Below are 23008 nucleotides of genomic sequence, written 5' to 3'. Positions count from 1 at the left end.
GCCTTACCTTACAATCTTGCTATAATAACGTAAGGAGCTCGCTTTTGTTAGTGGTGCAGGCCTGCCTGATAGCAGGGCAACAGCAGGAAATGGGTGTGTATGAAACCAAACAGGCAAGGGAAATTTTCGCTTAAAAAGGTAAAGAAGTAAACCCGAACCCTTTGCTATTTCGTTTAATTCAGAAACATTAACCTTAAAGTTGAAGGCCTATGAACACCCTACCCATCAACTGGCTAACCGAGGGATTAATTGATTTTGAGTATAAAAAGTACCTGCTCTTGGCTTATCTGCAGGCTGCCAAAGCAGAGTTTGGGGAGCAGCGCCTCTACCCTGTTTTCTCTGATCTGATTATGCATTACCGCAACCTGCTGCAAGTAAAAGAGCATAAACAGTTGGTTTACGAGCAGTTTCCGCAGCGCATTAGCCGAGCCGATTTCGAGAAGCTGGAACTGGTATATGAAAAGATCGTTGAGGACGACGAAACCATGCAGCAGATCGAGGACATCATTCAATATGCCGCACCGCTGTTTGGCGAAGCAGTAGAGTCGGGTAAGGAACTGTACGATTTTGTGGAGCGCCACCTTGAGATCAGTCCCGTCGGCATCACGCCTATCTACCACAACGAAGGCTATCTTTTCCTGGAGGCTTATCCGGGTAAAGAAACGCAGGTATACTTGTACCGCATTACAATTTTTGAGAACACTTACGAGAAGTACAGGGGCATAAATACGCAGCACCTGCAAACAGTACGGCGTGGGCTGGCGCAAACCCACGAAAACCTGAAAGTGCAGCTGCTGCGAGAACGGCATGAATTGCCGAACCCTGCCACTTTTGCTGTGGTTTCTAAAATACCGGTACCGCTGGAGCACTCGCTGCTGCCAATTGCCAAGCGTTCGCTGGTAAAATATGTAGCCCGACTGGCTGCCTAAGCTACACCAGTTCTAAAGTATAATCTATACTTGATGTTTTGTAAAGTGCCATTGCCACGGAGCAGTATTTTTCCAGCGATAGCTTTATGGCTTTGTGCACTTTCTCCTCATCCAGGTTGCCACCAAGCTTAAAGTGGATGTTGATGTTCCGGAATTCGGTATGCTCGGCTACCTTCTCACGGTCTGCTGTTACTTTAATGTCGATGGAGCCAATCTGCTGGCGTTGCTTCTTCAATATCTGTATCAGATCGATGGCGCTGCAGCCACCAAGCCCCATCAGCAGCATTTCCATAGGGCGGGCGCCCTGGTTGTGTCCGCCAATCTCTGGAGCACCATCCATGTGCACCGCCACCCCCGACGTGCCTGTTGCTGCAAAGTGAAAATCCTGGTCTAATCGTGTTAAGTTAACTTCCATATCTGTCTTTTTTGCTAAAGTATAAAGTATAAGTTTCTGAGCCAAATTGCATGCTGCAGCTACAGGCAAACCCTTTACAAGGTGTTTCCCACAGTTTTCTCCCGCGCAGTATATGCCTCATTCCCTCAACCAAGAGCATATTTATAGCTTAGCGGCCTGATTTGCTGCAAAGTATACCGATCAAAGCACCAAAAACACCTACCAACTGCTCATCGGGTACTTAAGGCTATTCATATAGAAATGCTATGTTTTGGTATATTCTGTTTTAGCAGCTCAAAAAAGCGGTTTTACTTTGTATCAGGAGGCGGTATAAAACTGCTAAAATCTAGAAATGACAACAGCTAAAAAAGTATACACAACAAGCCATTCCTGAAAGAACTATGAAAAAGCATCTACTACTCTTACTTCTGGGTATGAGCACGGCCCCGGCATTTGCCCAGGCTCCGGCAAGCCAGCAGGCACGCCCGGCACAGCAGCAAACTGCGGCCACAGTTGCCCCGAAAGGCAATGCTAAAATAAATGGCGTTATACTTGATGCCACCACCAAGCAACCCATTGAGTTTGCCACGGTTGCCTTAATAAGCGTTTCCACCGGCAAACCGATTGATGGCACCATGGCCGATGAAAAAGGCCGGTTCTCCATTACAAAAGTAGCTACAGGGCAGTACAAACTCAACGTGTCGTTCCTGGGCTATCAACTACAGACAATCGACAACGTAAGCGTCGCATCTGACAATGCAGAGGTGAATATTGGCTCGGTGTCCCTGGCATCTGATGCTAAAAAGCTGAGCGAAGTTGTAATTACAGGTGAGAAACCGCTGGTTGAAGAAAAAATTGACCGCACCGTTTACAATGCCGACAAAGACTTGACAAATGCAGGTGGCAACGCCGCTGATGTACTGCAGAAGGTACCTTCCCTGTCGTTGGATACGGATGGGAACGTACAGCTAAGAGGTAGCTCCAATGTGCGTGTGCTTATCAATAACAAGCCATCCGCCATACTTGCCGGCAGCATTGCCGATGCACTAAAGCAAATCCCAGCCGACCAGATTAAATCTGTTGAGGTTATTACCAGCCCATCTGCCAAGTATGACGCCGAAGGTACCGCCGGTATCATCAACATTATTACAAAACGCGATGGCGGCCTGCAAGGTGTAACAGGGTCGGTGGCTTTGGCTGCAGGAACCCGTGGCAGCAACGGCAATGCCAGCCTGAACGTGCGCCGTGGCAAACTAGGCATTAACGCTACCTTTGGTGGTAACATGTTCTACAACAGGGGCAACATGACAAACGAGTTTATTGGCTTCGACAACCCGGAGACTGTATTTGACCCTGCTTTTCCTGATAAACCATATGATGAAAGCTCTTATAACTTTCAGCGTGGTGAAACAAAGCCAAGAGGTGCTTTCATGAACGGACTATTGGGTTTTGAATATGACTTTAACCCACAGAACAGCCTATCGGGAGGTATCCGGTCCAATGGCGGTCAGTTTAGAGTAACAAACGATCAGGAGGTTTACTCTGAATCAGCTTATGGAACTGAGGATTTTAGTAATGCCATACTTATGCGCAACAAGCGTGTTGGCACAGACTATAACCTTGACTTTACGCATTACTTTAAGAAACAAGGCCAAGAGCTTGCTTTACTGTCTTTATACTCTGTAACAAACACAGAGAACAGAATAAACCAGGATTTCTTTAACGAAGGCGAGCAGCCTTATACCCTGAAGCGAAACACGAACGATGGTGCCAACAAGGAACTTACTTTCCAGGTAGACTACACGCATCCTTTCAAAAATAAAACAATGCTGGAGCTGGGAGCAAAGTCTATCTTCAGAGATGTGGAGAGTGATGCTGTATACCGCGACAAATTCCTTAATATGCCGGAGATAAGCCGGATTGACAACTTCTTCTATCAGCAGGATGTAATGGCTACCTACCTGACTTACGGTTTTACTTTAAAGAAAAAGCTTAATGTGAAACTGGGCGGCCGTTATGAGTATACAGATATAAGCGCAGACCTGCTGGGAGATGACAGTGACTATACCACAGATTACGATAACTTTATACCAAGTGTAGCGCTTTCGTACAGCCTGAAAAACAAGCACACCTTTAAGGCTAACTTTACGCAGCGTATACAACGCCCATCTATGTTTTACCTGAACCCTTACCGCCAGGAGCAAACATCCAACACCTTTGTACAGGGTAATGCAAACCTTGATGCGGAACTGACAGACCTGTATGAGTTAGGTTACAGCACATACTTTAAAACTACTTCGTTAAGTATTACTGCTTACACCCGCCAAACGGACAATGCCATTGAACCAGTTGCTTCTATCATTACTGTTGAGGAAGAAGACGGATCACAGCGTGAAGCGACATTATTAACTTTCCAGAACATTGCTAAAAATAAGACCTACGGTGTAAGCTTGTTTGGTAACACCAAGCCAACTAACAACTGGACTATCGGCGGTAGCTCCAACATCTACTACGTGGATTTGAAAAGCGCCTATAACAGCAACAATGGCTGGATGTATAACATCAACGCAAACACTTCTTATACTTTTGGGAAGGGTATCAGCGCCCAGTTAAATGGAGGATTTAACTCACAGCGCATTCAGCTATTGGGCAGGTTTGCAGCCTTCTCTTACCACAGCATCGCCATTAAAAAGGAATTGTTTGATAAAAAGGGCGGCATAAGCTTAGGCTTGGATAACCCTTTCCGGGAGAACATGAAGATGAAGAATGATGTGGAGTCGCCTGTTACTAAAGCCAACCCGCGTGCCTATGAGCAGCATATGCGCATGAACAACTTTAACCGTGGTGTGCGAGTTAGCTTTAACTACAGCTTCGGCAAAATGGACCAGCAGAAGCCACCGCGCCGCAAAAAGTCTATCCGTAACGACGATGCCAAGCAAGGCGACGGAAACGGCGTAGGTTAACATAAAACAACAACTAAAGACTTCCCTTGAAAATGTTTCTTTATACGAGAAACATCTTCAGGGGAAGTCTTTTTCTATTTAAAGATATCAGCTTATATTACTTTAACTTAGAGTGGCACATTGGCTACTATAGGCTTCATAAGAATCAACTATCCTCAACAACACTCAAATGAATAAATATGGACTCCACGGTAAGTTAAACGCTCAAGCAGGTCGTGGCAACGAATTAGCCTCTATCCTGCTACAGGCTTCTGCATTAGTCTCTACAGCTAAAGGGTGCCATTTATACCTTGTAAGCAAAGATGCTGCAGACGCAGACTGCATCTGGATAACAGAAGTATGGGACACGAGGGAAGATCATGACAAATCGCTGCACCTGGATGGTGTTGGCGCACTAATTTCCCAGGCTATTCCGCTGTTAGCTGGCAAACCAGAGAAAGGGCTGGAGCTGGAGGTGCTTGGTGGATTACCGAAACACATTCCTGCTTAGGGTAAGCTACAACGTTTAAAATTTTTCCTCTACCCCTAACCCAAAAAGCGCATAATCATACTTTACAGGGTCTTTGGGGTCAAAAGCTCTAAGATGGTCTGTTAACTCTTCGGCTGTTAGCCAGTCCATGCCTTTGCGAGTTATCAGGCCAAGCCTGCGGCCCACCCGCTCCACGTGCACATCGCAGGGGCAAACCAGGTCAGCGGGCTTCATGGTTTGCCAAATACCAAAGTCAACGCCGTTATTATCCTGCCGCACCATCCAGCGCAGGTACATGTTTATGCGCTTGCAGGCAGATTTTCGGGCTGGCGTGGAGATGTGTTTCTTGGTGCGGTGAGGCGCCTCCTCCAGGCTAAAAACAAGATCATGAAAGTGCTCCAGTCGTTGCTTCTGCGTTTTAATTTCGCCTTGCTCTCCTGTAAAAGCAGTTTCTAAACTTTTGTGCCGGCTGTAGTACCACCTGAAAAAGTAGACCAAGTATAAAAGATCGGTATCGTTAAAGGTGCGGTGCTTAAACCCCAGAAAACGCGTCAGGTCCTGCTCCTGGTGGTTAAGCATGAAATCATGTGGGGCATTGTCCATTAACGCCATCAACTTTATACAATTGCTAATGATGGTTTTGCGCTGCCCCCACGCAAGTATAGAAGCAAAAAAACCGCTTATCTCGATGTCCTGCTTCTTACTAAAACGATGTGGTATGGAAACCGGGTCGTTAGAAATAAAGCTAGGCTGGTTATACTTTTCTACCCTGTCGTCGAGTAAGGCTTTTATGGCAGCAAGGTTTTGTTTCATGTTGTAAGGTACGCGTGCTTTGGAATTTTGAGTACGGATGAAGTTAGGGTATAGTATAAATTAGGGTGCAGTATAAAAAAAGCACCTGAACATTACTGTGCAGGCGCTTTCTGATATGTGATTCTATAAAACCCTTACGGCATGTAAGAAATCTCAACTCTGAACCGCTGATCTACGGCACCAAGTTTCTGATAAGCCTTTTTAGAAATACGCACAACCACCTTATCATTAGCGCCTGTGTCTGGCAGTTTACCAATTACACGAACATAAACTACCTGTCCGTTCATCGCATTCTTTACCTGCATGATGGTACCAACAGGGGCTGTTTTGTGCAGGGCCAGGTACTTGTTTGTATCTGCTTTCGGATCAATCATTTCGGCCATGCCGCTTTCGATCATTTTTTTCACTCCAGATGCAGCATTTTCTGCTTCTGCTTCCTCTTCTACGCGCTCATTTGCCGCCACAGGAGTAGCGGGCGTGGTGGAGGTAGCGGCTGGTGTTACAGCAGTTGTAGTTACCGGTGTCGTGGTTGAGGCAGCTGCAACAGCAACTGTTTCTGTTGGTTTAGCCTTCGTCATTTCATCGTCCGGCTCTGGCGTATACACAGGCTTTTTGGTTGGCGCTGCCATGCCTTTGCCTACTATCAGCTCTGCTCCTACGCTTATACTGTTGTCGCTTAAGTTATTCCAGCGTTTAATATCATCAACACTTACGTTGTGCTGCCGCGATATAGAATAAAGCGTTTGCTTGGGCTCTACAGTATGCAGTTTGTTACCGGCATTGTTAACGGTATAGGTACGGTTACTTGCAGCTGGTGCAGCAGGTCGGGCTGTGGCAGGAGCTGTTTTTGCTGCAGATGCTACAGCGCCGGAGGTTGCGTTTCCTCTCCTAGGTATAAGCACAATCTCTCCTATCCTGATTGTAGACTCTACCCTGGGATTTGCCTCCACAATCTGCGAGATCGGAATGCTATACTTTCTGGATATAGCATACAGCGTTTCCTTTGGCTCTACCCTGTGCTGAATAAACAGTTTTCCGTTTTTACGCTCCACGCCTACTGAGTCGCGGGCAGTAGTTACATCAAAAGCATTAGCCGAAAACGACAGCAAAGGGGCTACAATAAGAGTTACTAATAAAGATCGAACCATGGCTAAAAATTGCACTAAACTGTAAGTCTGTACACTTGCAAGATGTGTTTGTCCTGGAGCAAGTATAAATTCAGGTTAAAGATAAAAAAAGTATCTGAACCAATGCCACTTAATGCGCTGCCAAGTTCAACTTTTAAGCAAAGGTTACCTTCCAAATCATATACAGCCACAAAATTATCTAATAATTCGCCGCCGATCTCCTCATAGTAACTAATTACTACAGAATATATTGTCTCGGCGTAAGCTATAGCCTTAACCGGCTTTGCACCCGACTGCAACTTTAAAAAATTGGATACCTCATCAAAATAGGGCTCACCTTCTTTGTATAGTATAGGATACACACAATTCTGGTAACGGCTGCTACTATAATCCTCCGCTTTTTGGGCTGCAGACTGCTGGTCTATACTTGTGCTTATTGTAGTTCCGGTTTTGGGTGCCAGCAGGCAAAGGGCATCTTCGGGCGCATCGGCTGTATAAACCAAAAGTCCCGCTTCTGTTAAGCCGTAAAAAGCCATTTCGGCTAATGTCCATAACGCTGCACCTGTGCTTGCATCCAAGGCAAGTACACCTTTGTGCTGCCCTGTTTTGCGGTCGCCGTAGCCATGCAGGTAAACTATACTTTGCTGCACATCCTCCAACCCCTGCCACCATGCCTTCGAGGGGTTCAGGTCCAGCTTGTGAAGCGTAAAGCCGTTCGCATCCAACGTATAAAAGTGCGCCAGCAGCAAATCAGGGTCGCGTACCTCAAGGGCTAGCTTATCACAGGCAGTATCGATGCGAATTCGCCACACCGGCGCCAGAAAATCGTATGAATAGAGTAACGGAAGTATAAGCTTGTGTTTTTTTGTTATCTTATTGCCTGATTGTACATCAACCAGCCCCTAAATTATGAAAACCTATCCAAAGCATTGGTATGTAGTACTTGTTTACATGCTCGGCGTTCTGTTAGCACCTGTCAGCATCTTTGCACAAAAAGCAAAGCCTAAGGTGTTTGTGATGGAAATAAAGTCGGAAATTGATCCACGCACAAACCGCTATACCGAACTGGCCTTAAACGAAGCAACAGCTCTGGAAGCCGATCATATCCTGCTGATACTCGATACCTTTGGAGGTGCCCTGAACGATGCCGACGAGATAAGAACCCGCATTCTGGAGTATCCCAAGCCGGTGTATGTATTTATAAACAAAGATGCAGCATCGGCAGGTGCCCTGATATCCCTAGCCTGCGACAGCATTTACATGGCACCGGGTGCCAATATTGGGGCAGCAACCGTGGTAGGCGGCGACGGACAGGCTGCGCCGGGCAAGTATCAAAGCTACATGCGCTCTATCATGCGCTCTACCGCAGAGGCCAACGGCCGAAACCCACACATGGCAGAGGCGATGGTAGAAGCAAGCGTAGACAGCACCTTATCGGCAGGACAAGTGCTGAGCCTAACCACTTCAGAAGCGATAAAGTATGGCTTTTGCGAGGGCACAGCAAACTCTACAGCAGAGGTGCTGGCAATGCTCAACCTATCTGACGCAGAAGTAATAACCTACCAATTAAGCACTACAAACAAGATTATTTCCTTTTTCCTGAACCCCTTTATAAGCGGCATATTATTGCTTGTGATTATTGGCGGCTTATACTTTGAGCTGCAAACTCCGGGGGTTGGTTTTCCTTTGCTGGCAGCCATTGTGGCCGGTACCTTTTACTTAGTGCCCTACTACCTGAACGGGCTGGCCGAAAACTGGGAAATACTGCTGTTAATGGCAGGGTTTATACTTATCCTGCTGGAAGTTTTCGTGATACCCGGCTTTGGGGTGGCTGGCATTAGCGGCATTGCGCTTGTACTGGTATCGCTGGTGCTGATCATGGTAAACAACCAGACGTTTGACTTTACATTTGTACCCTCCGACCAACTGATGAAGAGCCTGATATCCGTTGTTATTGGCATGGTGGGAGCCGCTGCATTTATTGCCTTGAGCTGGAACAGGCTGGTGGGCAGCAGCGCCATGCAGCGACTGGTGCTTACCAATTCATTTCACAGCAACGAGGGTTACCGGTCAGCTAACACAGCCGAGCACCTGATTGGTAAAACAGGTATTGCCCATACCCCCATGAACCCAACCGGACGTGTAGTGATAGATGACGTAATGTATGATGCCCAGGCCCGCGATGGCTTTATCCAGAAGGGCGATGCCGTGCAGGTAATAGACCAGAGCACTTTCTCGCTGCGGGTTAAAAAGGTGGCTGTTTAAGTATCGCTGTACATCCGATTTACGTGTGGCCTGCCCAGTTTACCGCTGCGCTTTATACTCTGAAATTTAAATTCACTCCACTTAAAATGCCCAACTAAAAAGCCAATATGAAACTAGCACCTATACTTGTAACTATACTTGCAGCCATAACCATGACAGCCTGCCAAAACGCAAACGAATCTGAAAAAGAGGGCATCACCACACAAGCCACTTTACTCTGGACTGGCGAAATTGCGGCAGATGGCTGCGGTTTTGAGATAGAGATAGACGGGAAAAAATATCTCCCAGAAAACGAAGATGCCATACCTGGGACTTTTAAAGAAAACGAAACCTCAGAAGTAAGACTCACTTACCTCCCGCTAGAAAACCAGATTGATCGCCGTTGCGGCATGCTTCCCCAGCCTCGCGTGATGGATGCCCTTCGGGTAATTTCTGTTACTGCCATCTAAGGCAAAAAAACTACTGTTTATTCAAATAAGTAAAAACGCCAACGTATATCACACCATATATTGGCTTGCAGAGGCATACTCATGACGACACCAGAAATAATGCAGCAGCTTGCCAGTCTGGGCAGCGAAACCATCAAAAACACCTTTCTTAAACACGGCGCCAAAGAACCCTTTTTTGGAGTTAAGGTTGGCGACCTGAAAGTTATCCAGAAGAAAATTAAAAAGAACCATACCTTGGCAATGGAGTTATATGATACCGGCAACTCAGATGCTATGTACTTGGCTGGGCTTATCGCTGATGAAAATGTTGTTTCTAAAGCAGACCTGCAGCGCTGGGCCGAACAAGCTTACTGGTACATGATTAGTGAACATACTGTAGCTAGTGTTGCGGCAGAAAGCAAGTATGGGTTTGAGCTCGCCAAAGAATGGATCCAATCCGACATCGAAACAATTGCCACAACGGGGTGGGCCACTTTATCAAACCTTGCCAGCATAAAACCTGATAGCGAACTGGACCTGGATTACCTGAACCAGCAACTTGACTTTGTGCAGCAAAACATACACAACAGCCCCAACCGGGTGCGCTACACGATGAATGGGTTTGTAATTGCAATGGGCGGTTTTGTGCCTTCTTTAACAGATAAAGCAAAAGCCGTGGCAAAAGCTATAGGTAAAGTAGATGTATACATGGGCCAGACATCCTGTAAGGTACCTGTTGCTTTACCTTACATCGAGCAAATGGAGACGATGGGCAGAGCAGGCAAGAAAAAGAAAACCGCCCGCTGTTAAAACGCCTGACCTTGCGTACATTTGGCAAGTATAAAAAGAAATCAGAAATCTATGGAAGTACTCGGAATTATACCTGCCCGCTACGCCAGCACCCGTTTCCCTGGCAAGCCTTTAACCGACATTAATGGAAAAAGCATGATACAGCGGGTATACGAGCAGGCCAAAAGCGCAAACTTAACAGCTGTATTGGTAGCAACTGACGACCAACGTATTTTTGACCATGTGCAGGACTTCGGAGGAAAAGCAGTCATGACCGCCGAGCATCACCAAAGCGGTACCGACCGTTGCTTTGAGGCTTATCAGCAGTATAACCAGCCATTCGACTACATTATCAATATACAGGGCGATGAACCTTTTATAAAGCCCGAGCAGATTAACCTGGTAGCAGGCTGTTTCCAGAGCACCCACACACAACTGGCAACGCTCATAAAAGAGATAAATACCCCGGAGGAACTGTTCAATGTTAACTCCCCGAAGGTGGTGATAAACAAAGCTGGAGAAGCTTTATACTTTAGCCGGCAGCCTATCCCCTATTGCCGCAACGTACCCAACGACATTTGGCACAAACAGCACACGTACTACAAACATATTGGCATTTACGGCTACCGGACAGATATACTGGAGCAGATAACGCAGCTACCGCCATCTGGCTTAGAACTGGCCGAATCGTTGGAGCAGCTACGCTGGCTGGAGCATGGCTTTAAAATTGCCACCGCCATAACAGCATTCGAAACCATAGGCATCGATACTCCGGAAGACCTGGAGAAAGTTAAAGAATTAGGCCTCTAAACAGTTCAGGGGTTAGGGAGGCGGTACTTCATGTTTTTATACGTTGGATGCTCTTGTTAAGCAAAACCAAGTATAAACCTATTGCCTCTCCAACTCCTGATATACGATCATCCTCCAACACGTTTGGCCTTGTAGCCTGCAGCCTGTAAAATTTGCAGCACTTTATCCCGGAAATCGCCCTGAATCAGTATTTCACCGTCTTTAGCCGAGCCACCTACGCCACATTTGTTTTTAAGGGTCTTGCCCAGTTCTTTCAGATCATCATCTGTACCTACAAATCCCTCAACTAATGTTACCTGCTTACCTCCCCTCGACTTCTTGTCGAGCATCACTTTTAAGTTCTGCTGCTGTGGCGGTAGCGTTTCTTGCTCCTGCTCGCTTTCATAAGCATAATTAAAATCAGAGCTGGTAGAGTATACCACCCCCTGGCGGCCTTTCTTATTTTTGTCTTTCATTTTATTTTAATTATCAAACAGTAGCAAAAGGAATGTAAACCAAACATGGGTAGCTTCATAAACGGATGAATTTAAAATACCTGCTGAGTTTAACTATAAAATCATCCACCAACTTAGTATCTACATTTTCTGCGGCACAAGCACCTTTAGAGACTGTGGGTTCATGTGCACCTCAAATGCCGTGTCCTCTCCTATATACTCCCCATCAGCATGATACATGATAGGCCTTTCGGTGTTAACTTTTACGTGTGTTGTTTTAAAATATTCAGCGCTGTCTGAGTTCGCCAGTTGCTTTGTAAGCATGCAGTAGCTTAGGTTCAGGGCTTTTATCAGGTCCAGGCTACGCACTAGGCATACGTCCAAAAAACCATCCTGTATATCGGCAAGAGGCGCGATGTAGGCATTGTTCCCATACTGGGCAGCATTGGCAAAGGCCATTACATAGCAGTCGGTGTCAAAATCCTTGTTATTTATACTTGCCTTAACTGGCATGTGTTTGTAATTAAGCACCTCTCTCATTACCAGCTCCACATATGTTTTTAAGCCTCGTTTTTTATTCCCCGCAAAAACAGAACTGATGTAGGCATCAAAGCCGATCCCTGCTGCAGTAAAAAAAGGATGCCCGTTAATGTTAGCGCTGTCTATGGTAGTTATATGGCCCTGGTTAAGTGTAAGTATGGCTTTGTCTAAGCCCATGGGTATTTTAAGGTGGCGGGCCAGGCCGTTGCCAGATCCTTTCGGAAGTATACCCAAAGCGGTCTCAGCATGTAAAAGCCCACGTGCCACCTCGTTTACAGTACCGTCACCGCCCACGGCCACCACTATCTCGCAGCCTTTGTCTGCGGCTTCTTTAGCTAGCAGGGGGGCATGCCCGGCGTATTCTGTAAACAGAATCTCAGGTTTATACTTACTGCGGTCCAGTAGTTGCTCTATACGCTCCGAAACATTTACACGACTCTTTGTACCGGATGTTGGATTGATTATAAACCGAATGTGCGCAGGTGCAGGCATAGTTATTTCTGTAGGCAATGCGTAAAATTACTTTATTCAGCGGACAAACAAAAAAGCCCGGCACAAACTATGCGCCAGGCCCCTGCTTTTTGCCAATGGTTTATACTTATTTCATGCAGAAAGTAAGTACAGGAATGTTAGTGTGGTTGACCAGGTCTTCGGCTATACTTCCGCTTAGCAAATGCGCCAGTCCTGTTCTTCCATGGGTGGCCATCATGATCATGTCAGCACGAATCTCCTCTGCAAAATGCAGGATTCCGTCTTCTTCAATCACATCGTTGTAAACATTGATAGTATAATTCTGAAGGCCATACTTTTGTGCCGTGTGCTCTAATTTCTGGCTAATGTTGCTGCTCGACTCGAATGCGCCGGGCGTATTGATGTATACCAAGTGCATTCGGGCACCGAACAGCGCCTGAAAAGTTTTAAACCGTTCCATAGCATGCTTTATCTCGCGTTTAAAGTCTGAGGCCAGCACGATTTCTTTTACGATAAACTCCGGATCTCTTCCTTTTACCGTTAACACAGGGCAATCAGCTGTACGCACTACTTTCTCTGTGTTAGAGCCCACTAAAAACTCGTCTAACCCGCTAGATCCCTTTGATCCCATCACCACCAGGTCCACGCCATCTTCTTTTATCGTTCTCCTGATCTGGTTGATGGGCCTGTTCACTTCTACCTGCTGCACCACTTCCACCCCTCTATGTTCTGTCGAGTTAACAAGTTTTGCCATGTCTGCCTTAGTTTTTTCTAATAGCTGCAGCACAAAGACTTGCTCCATATTATCTGGCTGCAATGTAAGGTCTCCGGTGGCACTAAATCCTGAACCATACGGCACCTCTACTGCATGCAAAAGTTTAATTCCTGCACCTGTTTTGCGTGCAATGGCTATTGCTACCTCAAAAGCGCTTCTGGCTTGCTCCGAGAAATCGGTTGGCACTAGTATTCTTTTAATCATCGGGTTAGGTTTAAGTGGAGTATTAAGTTACAAAAGTATTAGCATATGTTAATGTTTATAATGATCTGCGTTTACATTTATGTTGATACTTATCACTTTATACTCATACCAAGCTGTTGCAGTTTAGTACAAACAAAAAAGCGAAAGCCTGCCACAAGTGTAGCAGGCTTTCGCTTTAATTTTAAACAAGGTTACTTAACCTATTTTTGCGATCAGGTCAGCAGCTCTGTTAGAATAACCTGTTTCGTTATCGTACCATCCAACTACTTTTACAAGTGTTTCGTTAGCTGATGTCATCTCTGCATCAAAAATACAAGAGTGCGCATTGCCTACGATGTCGATAGAAACAATAGGGTCTTCAGTATACTCCATGATACCCTTCATATCGCCTTCTGCTGCTTTTCTCATGGCAGCGTTGATTTCTTCTTTTGTAGCAGGTCTCTTCAGGATACAGGTAAGGTCAGTTAAAGAGCCATCCGGAACAGGAACACGCATCGCAACACCATCAAGCTTGCCTTTCAGGTGAGGCAATACAAGGCCAACTGCCTTAGCAGCACCTGTTGAAGTTGGGATGATGGAATAAGCAGCAGCGCGTGCTCTTCTCAAATCGCTGTGAGGCGCATCCTGCAGGTTCTGATCAGAAGTATAGGCGTGAACTGTTGTGATATATCCTTTTTCGATACCGAAAGTATCGTCCAGCACTTTCGCCATTGGCGCAAGGCAGTTGGTAGTACAAGATGCATTAGAAACGATTGTTTCCTCACCTTTAAGGATCTCTTCGTTTACACCAAGAACTACTGTAGGGATATCTCCTTTTGCAGGAGCAGAAATTACTACTTTTTTAGCGCCAGCCTCTAAGTGACCACCGGCACCTTTTTCGTCAACGAAACGGCCTGTAGACTCCAGCACTACATCAACGCCAAGTTTGCCCCATGGCAAATTCTTTGGTTCGCGCTCAGCAGTAATCTGAATTTCCTGGCCATTTACAATAATACCGTTGGCAGAAGCCTCCACAGTACCGTTAAAGCGGCCGTGTACTGAGTCATACTTCAGCAGGTGTGCCAGCGTTTTGGTGTCTGTAAGGTCATTGATAGCTACTACTTCAACGTTTTCTTTCTGAAGCAGGGCCTTAAATGTAAGTCTGCCGATACGGCCAAAACCGTTAATTGCAACTTTTATTTTAGACATGGTATCTAAGTTTGAGAGTTTTGATTTATTGGTGCGAAGTTACGATTACCATAGTGTAAAACCAATAATTTTTTCCACGCTGGTTCCTAGCCCCTTACGTAATATGTTAAAAAAAATATGCCTTAAAATTTTGCATGAATTAAAAGAGCCGTATATTTGCACCACAATTAGACAGAACGGCCCGTTCGTCTAGGGGTTAGGACGCCAGATTTTCATTCTGGTAACAGGGGTTCGATTCCCCTACGGGCTACTGGAAGGGAAAAGTGATTATTTTGATCGCTTTTCCCTTTTTCTTTTTGCTCCAAAAACTGCTGTATCTGGCTGGAAAGGGCAAAAAAGCCATTTACTCTTTGGGTTCGATAACCTTCCATTTCACGGTCATAATACACCCCATCCGGGAACATCATCGCTTGCAGTTGCTTTCTTGATTGCACAGAAGCTTTACCCCATGATTCTGAGATAGTTACCGCTTTTTCCAGGCCTATTTTGATGAACTCTTTTGGGTTCGATAACGCTGGCGCGCACTTTTCCAGATTCTGCTCGATTTCCAGCAGCTCTGTCTTCAGCTCAGAGCTATACTTTGTGAACAGATCTTTCTCGATTTCACCAAACGCATAACGCCGCTCTAGTACATCCAATCTCTTTTTCAGCTCCGTGTGCTGGGTCTGCAACCGCTTTTCTTCGCTACGGCTTTCTTCTGTTAACTTGTAGTAAGTCTCTTCCATGATTTCAGCCAGCTTAGGCAGATAGCGTGGGTCTACTTCAAGTTCAGATAAAAAGCCTTCGTACAGGTTATGCAGCTTTGAAGCATTGCGGTTGAGCTTGCAGCCGATGGTGTTGCACTTGTAGTAATGGATCTGCTTTTTCTTCATCTCATAGCCCGTGAGCGGCTTTCGACAGCTACCGCACTTGATATGATGGCGTAGGGGCAATTCTTCGTCTTCTTTGACCTGCGTATAGCCATGCGCGTTCTGCGCCTGCAAGCCATTGACCTTTAAAAACAGCTGGCGCGTGATTAAAGGCTCGTGCTGCCCTTCTACCACTTCCCCATCATCGAGTAAGCCATGGCTTATTAAACCGCAGTAGAAGGGGTTTTTAAAGAGTTTTGTGATGGTTTGGTTGTAGAGTACCAACCCTTGTGCTTTCAGGCGCTTGATGATGTCTGTATTTGATAGCCCCTGCTCTGCTTTCAGTTGAAAAGCCAGACGGATGAGTTTACCAGTCTTGTTGGGTTTTAGAATTACTTCTTTTCCTACGATCACTTTATCATACCCCATCGGCACTTTCCCTACCCACAACCCACGCCGCACGCGCGCTTCCATGCCTGTCATGCACTTTTCCCGGCGTAGGTCATTATCAAACTGAGAGAAGAGAAACTGAATGCCCTGCTGCAGTTTACCCGATGCTGTCATGGTATCTACGGGTTGCGTAACAGCCACGACGGCTATGCCCATGCGGTTCAATTCATCGACGATGCCGATGGCCGAAGAGCCCGTACGGGAAAAGCGGTCGTGCGAGTAGACAATGATATAACCCACCCGCAGCTTGCTTTTCTTTACAAACTCGAGCATTTTCTGAAATTCCTTGCGCTCGTCTGATTTAGCGCTTTCATACGTGCCACCAAATTTGCCAACAACCTGGTAGCCGTGGCGCTCCGCATAAGCTGTACAGCGTTCTAACTGCGTCGAAAGGCTCTGATTGGTTACAGCCTGCTCTTTAGTTGATACACGCGTGTAAATGATAGCCACCTTACCCCGCGGCGCAGCTTTCTTGCTGCCTTTCTGCAGTGGCCGTGCAAAGATGCTCAGCTCACTTCCTTTCCCCATCGTAGCCCGAAGTACTGCTGGCTTTTTAGCTGTCGCAGGCTTAGTTGCAGCAACCTTCGTTTTAGCTTTCGAAGAAGAGTTTGTAGCTGTCGTCTTGGGTGCTTTAGCTACTTTATTTGATTTAGGTGCAGCTTTAGCTACTTCAAGCACGGCTGCAGTGGTTTGCTTTTTCATGTTTATTTAGGTTAACGGGTAAGGGACTTTGTTACTTTTTTTGTTACTCTAGCTAATCGCTTTTGTACTTTCACTACATCTGCTGATTCAACTGCCATTACATCAGGATCATCTAAATCAGCTATAGTTGTTCTCAACTGCTCTTCTGAGTGCTGGTTAAAGATCCAGGCGCTATAGCGCAGCATAAAATCTACCTGTGCCTGTGCTTCAGTTTCAGTTAAGTGCTCCAACCCCGGTGTTTGCCTCAGCTCGCGCACATGGCGCTCTATTGTTTCTACTTCTTCCGAGAGCTGCTTATAGTAGCTATCATACTCCCTGAACTGCTCTGCCGAATCTTCAAGTTCTACAACTTTAGCAGCGCTTTCTTTTCGCTTAGCCTGTACTTGATTTAACTTTTGATTTTGATTACTGTTTGTTCGTTTGCTTTTCTGTTGTTGAGTTTTAGTTATGGTTTTCACTGTTATGTATGCCAGTGCCACAAGTCCGGGGCGACCAGTACCAGGGCGGGCTACTACGTTAGGGGGCGGGGTAACCGCTACCCTGGGCTCCTACCGGATCAGCGTCCCGCAAGAGTAAACTACTGTAAGAAGGTACTAAGCACTAAATCCTGCGACGGTGCTCTTTGGTAAACCTGAGCTTTGAACCACCGCGATTTTCTAATTCAACCGACTGGTAGTTCTTCAGCGCCAGCGTTTCGATCAGTTGCTTTGACATTCGTTCATCCAGCATACCATCTGAGGTGGTGCGCAACGTGATCTGTCGCTTTTCATCAAAGGTGATGGTGACCTGCCGGAAGCTTTTGTTGCGGATAGCCCGCACTACCTGCAACTCTTCTTCACTTAGCAGCGAGAGTCGCGGAATGTAATCGGCTTTGTCTGCATCCAGGATAAAAGCCGCCAGGTGCTGGGTAATAGATAAAAACACATGCGTTCTTGACAGTAGCACCTGCCCTTCTGGTCCTATGCCCTGCATCTCATCCAGCCACGGCACCAGATCGCCTGTCGGAAAGATCAGAATACCTGCTTCCTGCTTGCGGTACAGGGCAGCATACACCAGTGTTTCGAGCAGCGAAAATTGAATGCCATAGTTTGCCTGGGCCGCTTGTACCTGCCCATTGCGGTATTCTTCGATCAGTGCTTCAGCTTGTTTAGCAGGCATCGATTTGATCAACTCTTCTCGGAGCTTTGCGATCATTTCCGGCGTAAGCGCATCAGCAGGTATTTCCTGTACATTCATCAGGTAATCCCGCAAGGCTTTTACCCGTGCCAGCGGCAGCCCCAATTCGCGCAGTTCTTTGGCCATCTTGAGCCACAGGTACTCCAGAAAACTGAGCTTAGTCCAGGCCTGCTCTTCGGTCTTGGGGGCTAGTCCGGCTTTCTTCCAGTCCACGTAGAGTTTAGGCGCTATACCCGTCTGCTTTAACGAAAAAATTGGCTCGCGCAGCTTTTCATACAGCTCGGGTAGCTGCTCCATTTCCTGCAGGTCCAGCTGCAAAGCAAAATCATCTGTGCTTGTTTCCGGTAGTTCTGTCTCTTCCATCTTGGGTATCTAAATACTGTATTTTACCCAAAGGTAATATTTAAAATACACTATACAACAACTTTGTAATATTTGTTTTATTTCAGGATAAAATATTTTCTTAAGCCAGTTCAGTTGTTGAAACAGCAGGTAAGGTAAGCAAAGTGTTAACTTCAAAAAACTTGAAAACGGATCTCGCGTGCACGCATGTACGGGCGCATCATGCGCTCGCAGGCGCGATATTAGAAGTGTTATTACAGATTGCGGAAACGGAAAAGACGAGCCGGAGATGCGGGTTTTGCAGTAGACCGTGTAGTTTCCGTAAGAGCTGTTAAAATCAGCGTCTTTGCGGAAAGTTTGCGGACAGCTAAGTTACGTACGCACAATTAGTTACACTCACTTTTTAAGCTGCCGAAAACATGCGAAATGAGCAACCGGAGCAGGTGTTTTTACATGCGGAAATAGGCCGGAAACAATAATCTTCAGAAAGATCGTGCGGAATAAGTAAAATCACTGTCCGCACCACACTTCCGGAGCAACAGCTAAAATGAGCAGTAATAAACTGACGCAACTAACGATATTACAATGAGTTACAACTATTTTTTAACAACGGAAAATTGGCAAAAACAGCAGTTTCCGTGTTTCCGCAAAAAAGCTTGAAAAACAAGTATTCTGCACTTTTCATGTGGCTTTATAATTGTGCAGTTCAAATTCACAAAAAAGTACAACGGAAACAGTTACAAAACCTACCACAAGTTTAGCCGGAGCAAAAACGGTAATTTAGCGGAGAAATAATCTGAATGTAGTGCCCGGAATTCCCGTAGAATTGATTACTCCGCAGACGGAAACCGATGGCGAAAAAGATTGTTCGTCGGAACTTTCCGCAACAGGTAGGATCACGTTTAGTTGCGGAACATTTTTCCGTAGCCGGAAAGCCTGTTACAAAAAGTTACACGCTTTTCTGCGCGCATTTTTAGTTCCGCAAGTTAGTTAATTCCGCGGCATAGTTTTAAGGGGTAAATGGGGCTATTTCCGCATACGGACTATACATGTTTTACCGCAAAATATCCGGTTATTGACTGAAGGACATGAATGCACAAATTTCCGCAGTTCGGAGTAAGCATTTTCTACGGTTTCCGGCACTAAATCGTGCCTTTCTGTACTCCTGCTTTAATCCTGTTTTTAGCCATCAGTTTCATGGCTGATATCGCACTTTTTACTAGTTTCTTAAAGATCCTAAAAATCACAGCTCTACTCACTTGCACTTTCTCAAGCCAGCACCAACTACAAACCTAACTATAGCCTCGCTCCCATCCCACTAGTAGACTTCTCTAAAAAGCGTAGTATCGTAATCTGCTCTACAATCGACATGCGTCTCAAAAGCTTGACTCAGCTGGAAACAGAATCAGCGCCTCCTATAGAGCATACCTGTTTGTCCAAATAATATACTCATTTGTCCGTTGCGCTTTTCCTACATAAAACAGAGTTTTGCAGGCATACAATTATCTTTCTAATGCACATCATCATTCCTGCCGATTACCAGAATGTTATTCGTTCCCTGCCATGTTTTCAGCTGCTGAAAGACCATCAGGTTACTATCTATAACGATACGGTTAAGGACATCTCAACTATGGTTGCACGCTTTAAAAATGCCGATGCTCTGGTACTAACGCGTGAACGAACAGCCATTACCGAAGAACTGGTCGCGCAGTTGCCTAAACTGAAGCTTATCAGCCAGACCGGTAAAATCTCAAATCATTTAGATTTGGCGGCATGCACCAGGCATAATATTGCAGTTACCGAAGGCATTGGCTCCCCAGTAGCTCCGGCAGAGCTGGCCTGGCTCCTGATCATGAATGCAGTAAGGCAGGTACCACAGGCCATAGAAGCCATGAAAGCCGGACAGTGGCAAACCAACATCGGTAGCACCATTCACGGAAGACTGATTGGCATCTGGGGCTATGGAAAGATAGGTAAACGTATGGCTGACTACGCCATAGCCTTTGGTGCTAAAGTGATGGTTTGGGGCAGTAAAAACTCCCGTACGCAGGCCCTGCAAGATGGCTTATTAATAGCTGAGAGCAAAGCAGCGTTCTTTTCCAAAGCTGACGTGGTAACATTGCACCTGCGCTTAGCGAATAGCACCAGAAGTATTGTTACAGCATCAGATTTAGGCTTAATGAAACCGAATGCGGTGCTGGTAAATTCCAGCCGGGCAGAACTGATAGAAGAAGGTGCGCTGTTGCATGCGCTTAGACTAGGCAGACCCGGCTTTGCTGCCGTAGATGTGTATGAAACAGAGCCTATCTACGATAAAGATTATCCACTGCTGCAATTGCCAAATGTGATCTGTACGCCGCACCTGGGTTACGTGGAGCAACACAGCTATGAACTATACTTCCGCAAGGCATTTGAAAACGTTACTGCCTTTGCCAGTGGTACACCTGTAAAAATAGCCAACCCTGAAGTGCTGGGAAGGTAAACCAGCCAGTTCACCTGAAAAATCTATAATGTTTTAAGCAAATCTTGTAACGCTTGAAGCGGTGCTGGTCTATAGTTTTGCTCCTGTTAAACGCTACATCATAAAACTATGAACATGCCTCTACACCCAGACAAACCAACATGCACATTTAACCTGACGGCACAGCCACTGACCACAACTATAGCCGGACAGCAGGCCGAAGTGTTAACCTACAACGGCAGCTTTCCGGGGCCGCTGCTGGAAGTGCAGGAAGGTGATGTGGTTACTGTTAATTTTATAAACAAACTGAACGAGCCAAGCAACCTGCACCTGCACGGCATCTTTATGGCGCCGGAAGTTGACAAGCCGCACCAGGTGGTAAAGCCGGGCCAGTCGCTGAGCTATACTTTTGAAGCACAGCCGGGCAGTGCCGGCATGTATTGGTACCACCCACATGCCCACAGAAAAGTTACCCGCCAATTATTTGAAGGACTGTCAGGACCGATCATCATTCGTGGGGCTGTGGATGCTATGGAGCCTATCGCTTCTGCTACCGAAAAAGTATTGGTGCTGCACGACATTACCCTGCAAAACGGTAAAGTTGCGCCACATAAAGGTATGGACTGGGGCAAAGGAAAAGAAGGGGAACTGGTGCTGGTAAATGACGAACAGCAACCAGTGTTTAGTGTACCAACCGGACTGCTCCGGTTGCGCATTGTTAACGCATCATCTGCCCGCTACTATAACCTGCAAGTTTCCGGGAAAAAACTACAGGTAATAGGTATGGATGGCGGATTCTTGGAAGCTCCCGTTGCGCTGGATGCGCTGCTGCTTACGCCCGGCGAAAGAGCCGATCTTTTAGTGGAAGTCACGCAGGCGGAAGAGCTGCAACTGCTCAACCTGCCTTACAAACGCACTCCTGTTGGCCCAAGTACAGACACACCCGAAGAAGGTTTGCTACTGGCAAAATTTACTGTTACCGGACACCCTAAAGCTGTTAGTTTACCACCTAAACTTGTAGAGGTTCCACCCCTTGACTTGGCCACTGCAACAGGCCGTAAAACGATAACTTTTGGGGCAAGTATGCAGCCACTGCAGTTTACCATAAACGGCAAACTTTTCGACCAACATCGCACCGATCTGACAGCTAAAGTTGATACATTAGAAGTATGGGATATTGTGAACCCGATGATGATGGATCACCCGTTCCACCTGCATACTTTTCCATTTCAGGTGGTAAGTATAAATGGTGTGTCAGCCCCTTTCAGAGCCTGGAAAGATGTGGTGAATGTACCGGCAAACAGCACCGTACGCATTGCAATCCCTTTTACAACCTTTAAAGGCAGCGTGATGTACCACTGCCACATTTTGGAGCACGAGGACCTGGGCATGATGGGAAACCTGCAGGTGACGTAACGGAAGTTAAAAACCACTATAATCTGTACTGACCATAAACTATAGATTTAACTATAGCTTCTTTATCTTTACCAACTCCGCATCTAACACATAAAACTATGGCCAAGGCAAGCATTCCTATTCCTGTTTTCACCGAAGCAGAAAGCTTTACCAAAAGCAAATTCCGCGACTTTTACATTGCTTCGTACCAGGATGCGCCTGATGCAGGGCTTCGACGTGTAGCACCCCACCGCCATACTTACTATGAGATCATCTGGATTACCGAAGGAAGCGGCCTGCATACCATCGACTTTCAGCCGTATGAATTTAAAGGGCCCTGCCTGTTTTTGCTGCAGCCCAGCCACATTCACCAGATCCGGAAAGATGGCCCTACCAAAGGCTTTGTACTCAAATTCAACGAGTCGGTGTTTGCCGTGGAAGCGGGTGCCGAGAACCTGTTGCTGAAGTATGGCATTTTCGATAACATAAACGTGCAGCCTGTACTGCACCTGGATGCTACCGCGGTAGCTTTACTCGATGACCTGATGCAGAAAATGCTGCAGGAGTACAAGCAGCCAACTGACCTATCGGAAGTGATCATTGCCTCTTACCTGAAGATATTTTTGCTGCAGGTTTATAAGCTGAAGGATGTGCACACGCAAACTATAACACAACCTGTACCCGAACCGCGTTACCTGACTTACCGTACCTTTAAGCAACTGTTAGAAGAATGCTACCAGCGACAACACGCTGTACAGGATTATGCCGATGCCCTTTCGCTGACACCCCGCACCCTGAACGAAATCACGCACAAGTATGCCGGCAAGAATGTGAGCCAGCTGATAAAAGAACGACTGATGCTGGAAGCAAAACGCCTGCTGCACCACGGCCAGTTATCAGTAAAAGAAATAGCGGCACAGCTGGGTTTTGAAGATGCCGCCTACTTTACCCGCTTCTTCACCAAAAACAGCGGCGCTTCTCCCCTGGCCTTCCGGAGCAAAGAGCTGGAACCCGTAAGTTAGGCTCCTGTAAGTG

Annotated in this window: 22 protein-coding genes and 1 tRNA gene; 12 read left to right on the top strand and 11 right to left on the bottom strand. The window is 46.3% G+C overall.

What is annotated here, in order from left to right; genetic code table 11:
* Positions 1–209 precede the first annotated feature (209 nt).
* Positions 210–929, top strand: coding sequence for a hypothetical protein (locus Q1A23_RS04860; RefSeq protein ID WP_299820293.1), 720 nt, complete (start codon positions 210–212; stop codon positions 927–929).
* 1 nt (position 930) lies between these two features.
* Here the strand turns inward: Q1A23_RS04860 and Q1A23_RS04855 are convergent, their stop codons facing one another.
* Positions 931–1344 (bottom strand): OsmC family protein, encoded by a 414-nt coding sequence (locus Q1A23_RS04855; RefSeq protein WP_299820290.1) that lies wholly within the window; start codon positions 1342–1344, stop codon positions 931–933.
* A 380-nt stretch (positions 1345–1724) separates the two neighbouring features.
* Here Q1A23_RS04855 and Q1A23_RS04850 point away from each other — a divergent pair, with 380 nt between their 5' ends.
* Complete coding sequence (locus Q1A23_RS04850) at positions 1725–4286, top strand: TonB-dependent receptor (RefSeq protein ID WP_299820288.1); 2562 nt, start codon at positions 1725–1727, stop codon at positions 4284–4286.
* Positions 4287–4455: 169 nt separating this feature from the next.
* Positions 4456–4776 carry an antibiotic biosynthesis monooxygenase family protein gene (locus Q1A23_RS04845; RefSeq protein ID WP_299820286.1) on the top strand — a complete coding sequence of 107 codons (321 nt, stop codon included), beginning with the start codon at positions 4456–4458 and terminating at the stop codon, positions 4774–4776.
* A gap of 15 nt (positions 4777–4791) precedes the next feature.
* On the opposite strand, the gene Q1A23_RS04840 is transcribed toward Q1A23_RS04845, so the two are convergent.
* From Q1A23_RS04840 to Q1A23_RS04830, 3 genes are all read right to left on the bottom strand, one after another.
* Positions 4792–5568: a TIGR02757 family protein gene (locus Q1A23_RS04840; RefSeq protein WP_299820281.1), complete on the bottom strand. Its 777-nt coding sequence runs from the start codon at positions 5566–5568 to the stop codon at positions 4792–4794.
* A 134-nt stretch (positions 5569–5702) separates the two neighbouring features.
* Positions 5703–6716 (bottom strand): LysM peptidoglycan-binding domain-containing protein, encoded by a 1014-nt coding sequence (locus Q1A23_RS04835; RefSeq protein ID WP_299820278.1) that lies wholly within the window; start codon positions 6714–6716, stop codon positions 5703–5705.
* 14 nt (positions 6717–6730) lie between these two features.
* Positions 6731–7507: a DUF4905 domain-containing protein gene (locus Q1A23_RS04830; RefSeq protein WP_299820276.1), complete on the bottom strand. Its 777-nt coding sequence runs from the start codon at positions 7505–7507 to the stop codon at positions 6731–6733.
* A 97-nt stretch (positions 7508–7604) separates the two neighbouring features.
* On the opposite strand from Q1A23_RS04830, the gene Q1A23_RS04825 reads away from it, so the two are divergent.
* From Q1A23_RS04825 to kdsB, 4 genes are all read left to right on the top strand, one after another.
* Positions 7605–8960, top strand: coding sequence for an NfeD family protein (locus Q1A23_RS04825; RefSeq protein WP_299820274.1), 1356 nt, complete (start codon positions 7605–7607; stop codon positions 8958–8960).
* Between the two features lie 107 nt (positions 8961–9067).
* Positions 9068–9409: a hypothetical protein gene (locus Q1A23_RS04820; protein ID WP_299820272.1), complete on the top strand. Its 342-nt coding sequence runs from the start codon at positions 9068–9070 to the stop codon at positions 9407–9409.
* An 81-nt stretch (positions 9410–9490) separates the two neighbouring features.
* Positions 9491–10198: a DNA alkylation repair protein gene (locus Q1A23_RS04815; protein WP_299820270.1), complete on the top strand. Its 708-nt coding sequence runs from the start codon at positions 9491–9493 to the stop codon at positions 10196–10198.
* Positions 10199–10249: 51 nt separating this feature from the next.
* Complete coding sequence (gene kdsB / locus Q1A23_RS04810; protein WP_299820267.1) at positions 10250–10987, top strand: 3-deoxy-manno-octulosonate cytidylyltransferase; 738 nt, start codon at positions 10250–10252, stop codon at positions 10985–10987.
* A 107-nt stretch (positions 10988–11094) separates the two neighbouring features.
* Here kdsB and Q1A23_RS04805 read toward each other — a convergent pair whose 3' ends face one another.
* The 4 genes from Q1A23_RS04805 to gap all read right to left on the bottom strand — a co-directional run bounded on the left by Q1A23_RS04805 (position 11095) and on the right by gap (position 14599).
* Positions 11095–11442, bottom strand: coding sequence for a translation initiation factor (locus Q1A23_RS04805; protein ID WP_299820264.1), 348 nt, complete (start codon positions 11440–11442; stop codon positions 11095–11097).
* Between the two features lie 120 nt (positions 11443–11562).
* Complete coding sequence (locus Q1A23_RS04800) at positions 11563–12453, bottom strand: diacylglycerol kinase family protein (RefSeq protein ID WP_299820261.1); 891 nt, start codon at positions 12451–12453, stop codon at positions 11563–11565.
* A 106-nt stretch (positions 12454–12559) separates the two neighbouring features.
* Positions 12560–13411, bottom strand: coding sequence for a universal stress protein (locus tag Q1A23_RS04795; RefSeq protein WP_299820258.1), 852 nt, complete (start codon positions 13409–13411; stop codon positions 12560–12562).
* Positions 13412–13606: 195 nt separating this feature from the next.
* A complete protein-coding gene (gap, locus tag Q1A23_RS04790) occupies positions 13607–14599 on the bottom strand; it encodes a type I glyceraldehyde-3-phosphate dehydrogenase (protein ID WP_299820255.1) in 993 nt (330 codons plus the stop codon).
* A 178-nt stretch (positions 14600–14777) separates the two neighbouring features.
* Here gap and Q1A23_RS04785 point away from each other — a divergent pair.
* Positions 14778–14849: transfer RNA gene (locus tag Q1A23_RS04785), tRNA-Glu, on the top strand.
* On the opposite strand, the gene Q1A23_RS19580 is transcribed toward Q1A23_RS04785, so the two are convergent.
* Positions 14812–16425 (bottom strand): recombinase family protein, encoded by a 1614-nt coding sequence (locus Q1A23_RS19580; protein ID WP_363322027.1) that lies wholly within the window; start codon positions 16423–16425, stop codon positions 14812–14814. The two genes, Q1A23_RS04785 and Q1A23_RS19580, sit on opposite strands and share 38 nt — an antisense overlap.
* Between Q1A23_RS19580 and Q1A23_RS04780 the strand changes: the two genes are divergently transcribed.
* Positions 16337–16609, top strand: a complete 273-nt coding sequence (locus Q1A23_RS04780; protein WP_299820252.1) for a hypothetical protein — start codon at positions 16337–16339, stop codon at positions 16607–16609. The two genes, Q1A23_RS19580 and Q1A23_RS04780, sit on opposite strands and share 89 nt — an antisense overlap.
* Before the next feature lies 1 nt (position 16610).
* On the opposite strand, the gene Q1A23_RS04775 is transcribed toward Q1A23_RS04780, so the two are convergent.
* Together Q1A23_RS04775 and Q1A23_RS04770 are read right to left on the bottom strand one after the other, a co-directional pair.
* Positions 16611–17057, bottom strand: coding sequence for a hypothetical protein (locus tag Q1A23_RS04775; protein WP_299820249.1), 447 nt, complete (start codon positions 17055–17057; stop codon positions 16611–16613).
* Between the two features lie 142 nt (positions 17058–17199).
* A complete protein-coding gene (locus Q1A23_RS04770) occupies positions 17200–18138 on the bottom strand; it encodes a hypothetical protein (RefSeq protein WP_299820246.1) in 939 nt (312 codons plus the stop codon).
* 1492 nt (positions 18139–19630) lie between these two features.
* Between Q1A23_RS04770 and Q1A23_RS04765 the strand changes: the two genes are divergently transcribed.
* The 3 genes from Q1A23_RS04765 to Q1A23_RS04755 all read left to right on the top strand — a co-directional run bounded on the left by Q1A23_RS04765 (position 19631) and on the right by Q1A23_RS04755 (position 22995).
* A complete protein-coding gene (locus tag Q1A23_RS04765) occupies positions 19631–20599 on the top strand; it encodes a D-2-hydroxyacid dehydrogenase family protein (protein ID WP_299820244.1) in 969 nt (322 codons plus the stop codon).
* A gap of 108 nt (positions 20600–20707) precedes the next feature.
* Positions 20708–21994, top strand: a complete 1287-nt coding sequence (locus tag Q1A23_RS04760; RefSeq protein WP_299820241.1) for a multicopper oxidase family protein — start codon at positions 20708–20710, stop codon at positions 21992–21994.
* A 98-nt stretch (positions 21995–22092) separates the two neighbouring features.
* Positions 22093–22995 (top strand): helix-turn-helix domain-containing protein, encoded by a 903-nt coding sequence (locus tag Q1A23_RS04755; protein WP_299820238.1) that lies wholly within the window; start codon positions 22093–22095, stop codon positions 22993–22995.
* The last annotated feature ends 13 nt before the right edge of the window (positions 22996–23008 follow it).

Origin of the sequence: uncultured Pontibacter sp. (genome assembly GCF_947492645.1) — a bacterium.
Lineage (GTDB): Bacteria > Bacteroidota > Bacteroidia > Cytophagales > Hymenobacteraceae > Pontibacter.
Note: the sequence above shows the minus strand (reverse complement) of the source record. Positions and strands in the feature narration are given on the sequence as shown.

What these genes read in the sequence shown, in the direction of transcription:
- Q1A23_RS04860 (WP_299820293.1), top strand. Translation starts at nt 210, where the DNA reads ATGAACACCCTACCCATCAACTGGCTAACCGAGGGATTAATTGATTTT.
- Q1A23_RS04855 (WP_299820290.1), bottom strand. Translation starts at nt 1,344, where the DNA reads ATGGAAGTTAACTTAACACGATTAGACCAGGATTTTCACTTTGCAGCA.
- Q1A23_RS04850 (WP_299820288.1), top strand. Translation starts at nt 1,725, where the DNA reads ATGAAAAAGCATCTACTACTCTTACTTCTGGGTATGAGCACGGCCCCG.
- Q1A23_RS04845 (WP_299820286.1), top strand. Translation starts at nt 4,456, where the DNA reads ATGAATAAATATGGACTCCACGGTAAGTTAAACGCTCAAGCAGGTCGT.
- Q1A23_RS04840 (WP_299820281.1), bottom strand. Translation starts at nt 5,568, where the DNA reads ATGAAACAAAACCTTGCTGCCATAAAAGCCTTACTCGACGACAGGGTA.
- Q1A23_RS04835 (WP_299820278.1), bottom strand. Translation starts at nt 6,716, where the DNA reads ATGGTTCGATCTTTATTAGTAACTCTTATTGTAGCCCCTTTGCTGTCG.
- Q1A23_RS04825 (WP_299820274.1), top strand. Translation starts at nt 7,605, where the DNA reads ATGAAAACCTATCCAAAGCATTGGTATGTAGTACTTGTTTACATGCTC.
- Q1A23_RS04820 (WP_299820272.1), top strand. Translation starts at nt 9,068, where the DNA reads ATGAAACTAGCACCTATACTTGTAACTATACTTGCAGCCATAACCATG.
- Q1A23_RS04815 (WP_299820270.1), top strand. Translation starts at nt 9,491, where the DNA reads ATGACGACACCAGAAATAATGCAGCAGCTTGCCAGTCTGGGCAGCGAA.
- kdsB (WP_299820267.1), top strand. Translation starts at nt 10,250, where the DNA reads ATGGAAGTACTCGGAATTATACCTGCCCGCTACGCCAGCACCCGTTTC.
- Q1A23_RS04805 (WP_299820264.1), bottom strand. Translation starts at nt 11,442, where the DNA reads ATGAAAGACAAAAATAAGAAAGGCCGCCAGGGGGTGGTATACTCTACC.
- Q1A23_RS04800 (WP_299820261.1), bottom strand. Translation starts at nt 12,453, where the DNA reads ATGCCTGCACCTGCGCACATTCGGTTTATAATCAATCCAACATCCGGT.
- Q1A23_RS04795 (WP_299820258.1), bottom strand. Translation starts at nt 13,411, where the DNA reads ATGATTAAAAGAATACTAGTGCCAACCGATTTCTCGGAGCAAGCCAGA.
- gap (WP_299820255.1), bottom strand. Translation starts at nt 14,599, where the DNA reads ATGTCTAAAATAAAAGTTGCAATTAACGGTTTTGGCCGTATCGGCAGA.
- Q1A23_RS04780 (WP_299820252.1), top strand. Translation starts at nt 16,337, where the DNA reads ATGATAGCCACCTTACCCCGCGGCGCAGCTTTCTTGCTGCCTTTCTGC.
- Q1A23_RS19580 (WP_363322027.1), bottom strand. Translation starts at nt 16,425, where the DNA reads ATGGGGAAAGGAAGTGAGCTGAGCATCTTTGCACGGCCACTGCAGAAA.
- Q1A23_RS04770 (WP_299820246.1), bottom strand. Translation starts at nt 18,138, where the DNA reads ATGGAAGAGACAGAACTACCGGAAACAAGCACAGATGATTTTGCTTTG.
- Q1A23_RS04765 (WP_299820244.1), top strand. Translation starts at nt 19,631, where the DNA reads ATGCACATCATCATTCCTGCCGATTACCAGAATGTTATTCGTTCCCTG.
- Q1A23_RS04760 (WP_299820241.1), top strand. Translation starts at nt 20,708, where the DNA reads ATGAACATGCCTCTACACCCAGACAAACCAACATGCACATTTAACCTG.
- Q1A23_RS04755 (WP_299820238.1), top strand. Translation starts at nt 22,093, where the DNA reads ATGGCCAAGGCAAGCATTCCTATTCCTGTTTTCACCGAAGCAGAAAGC.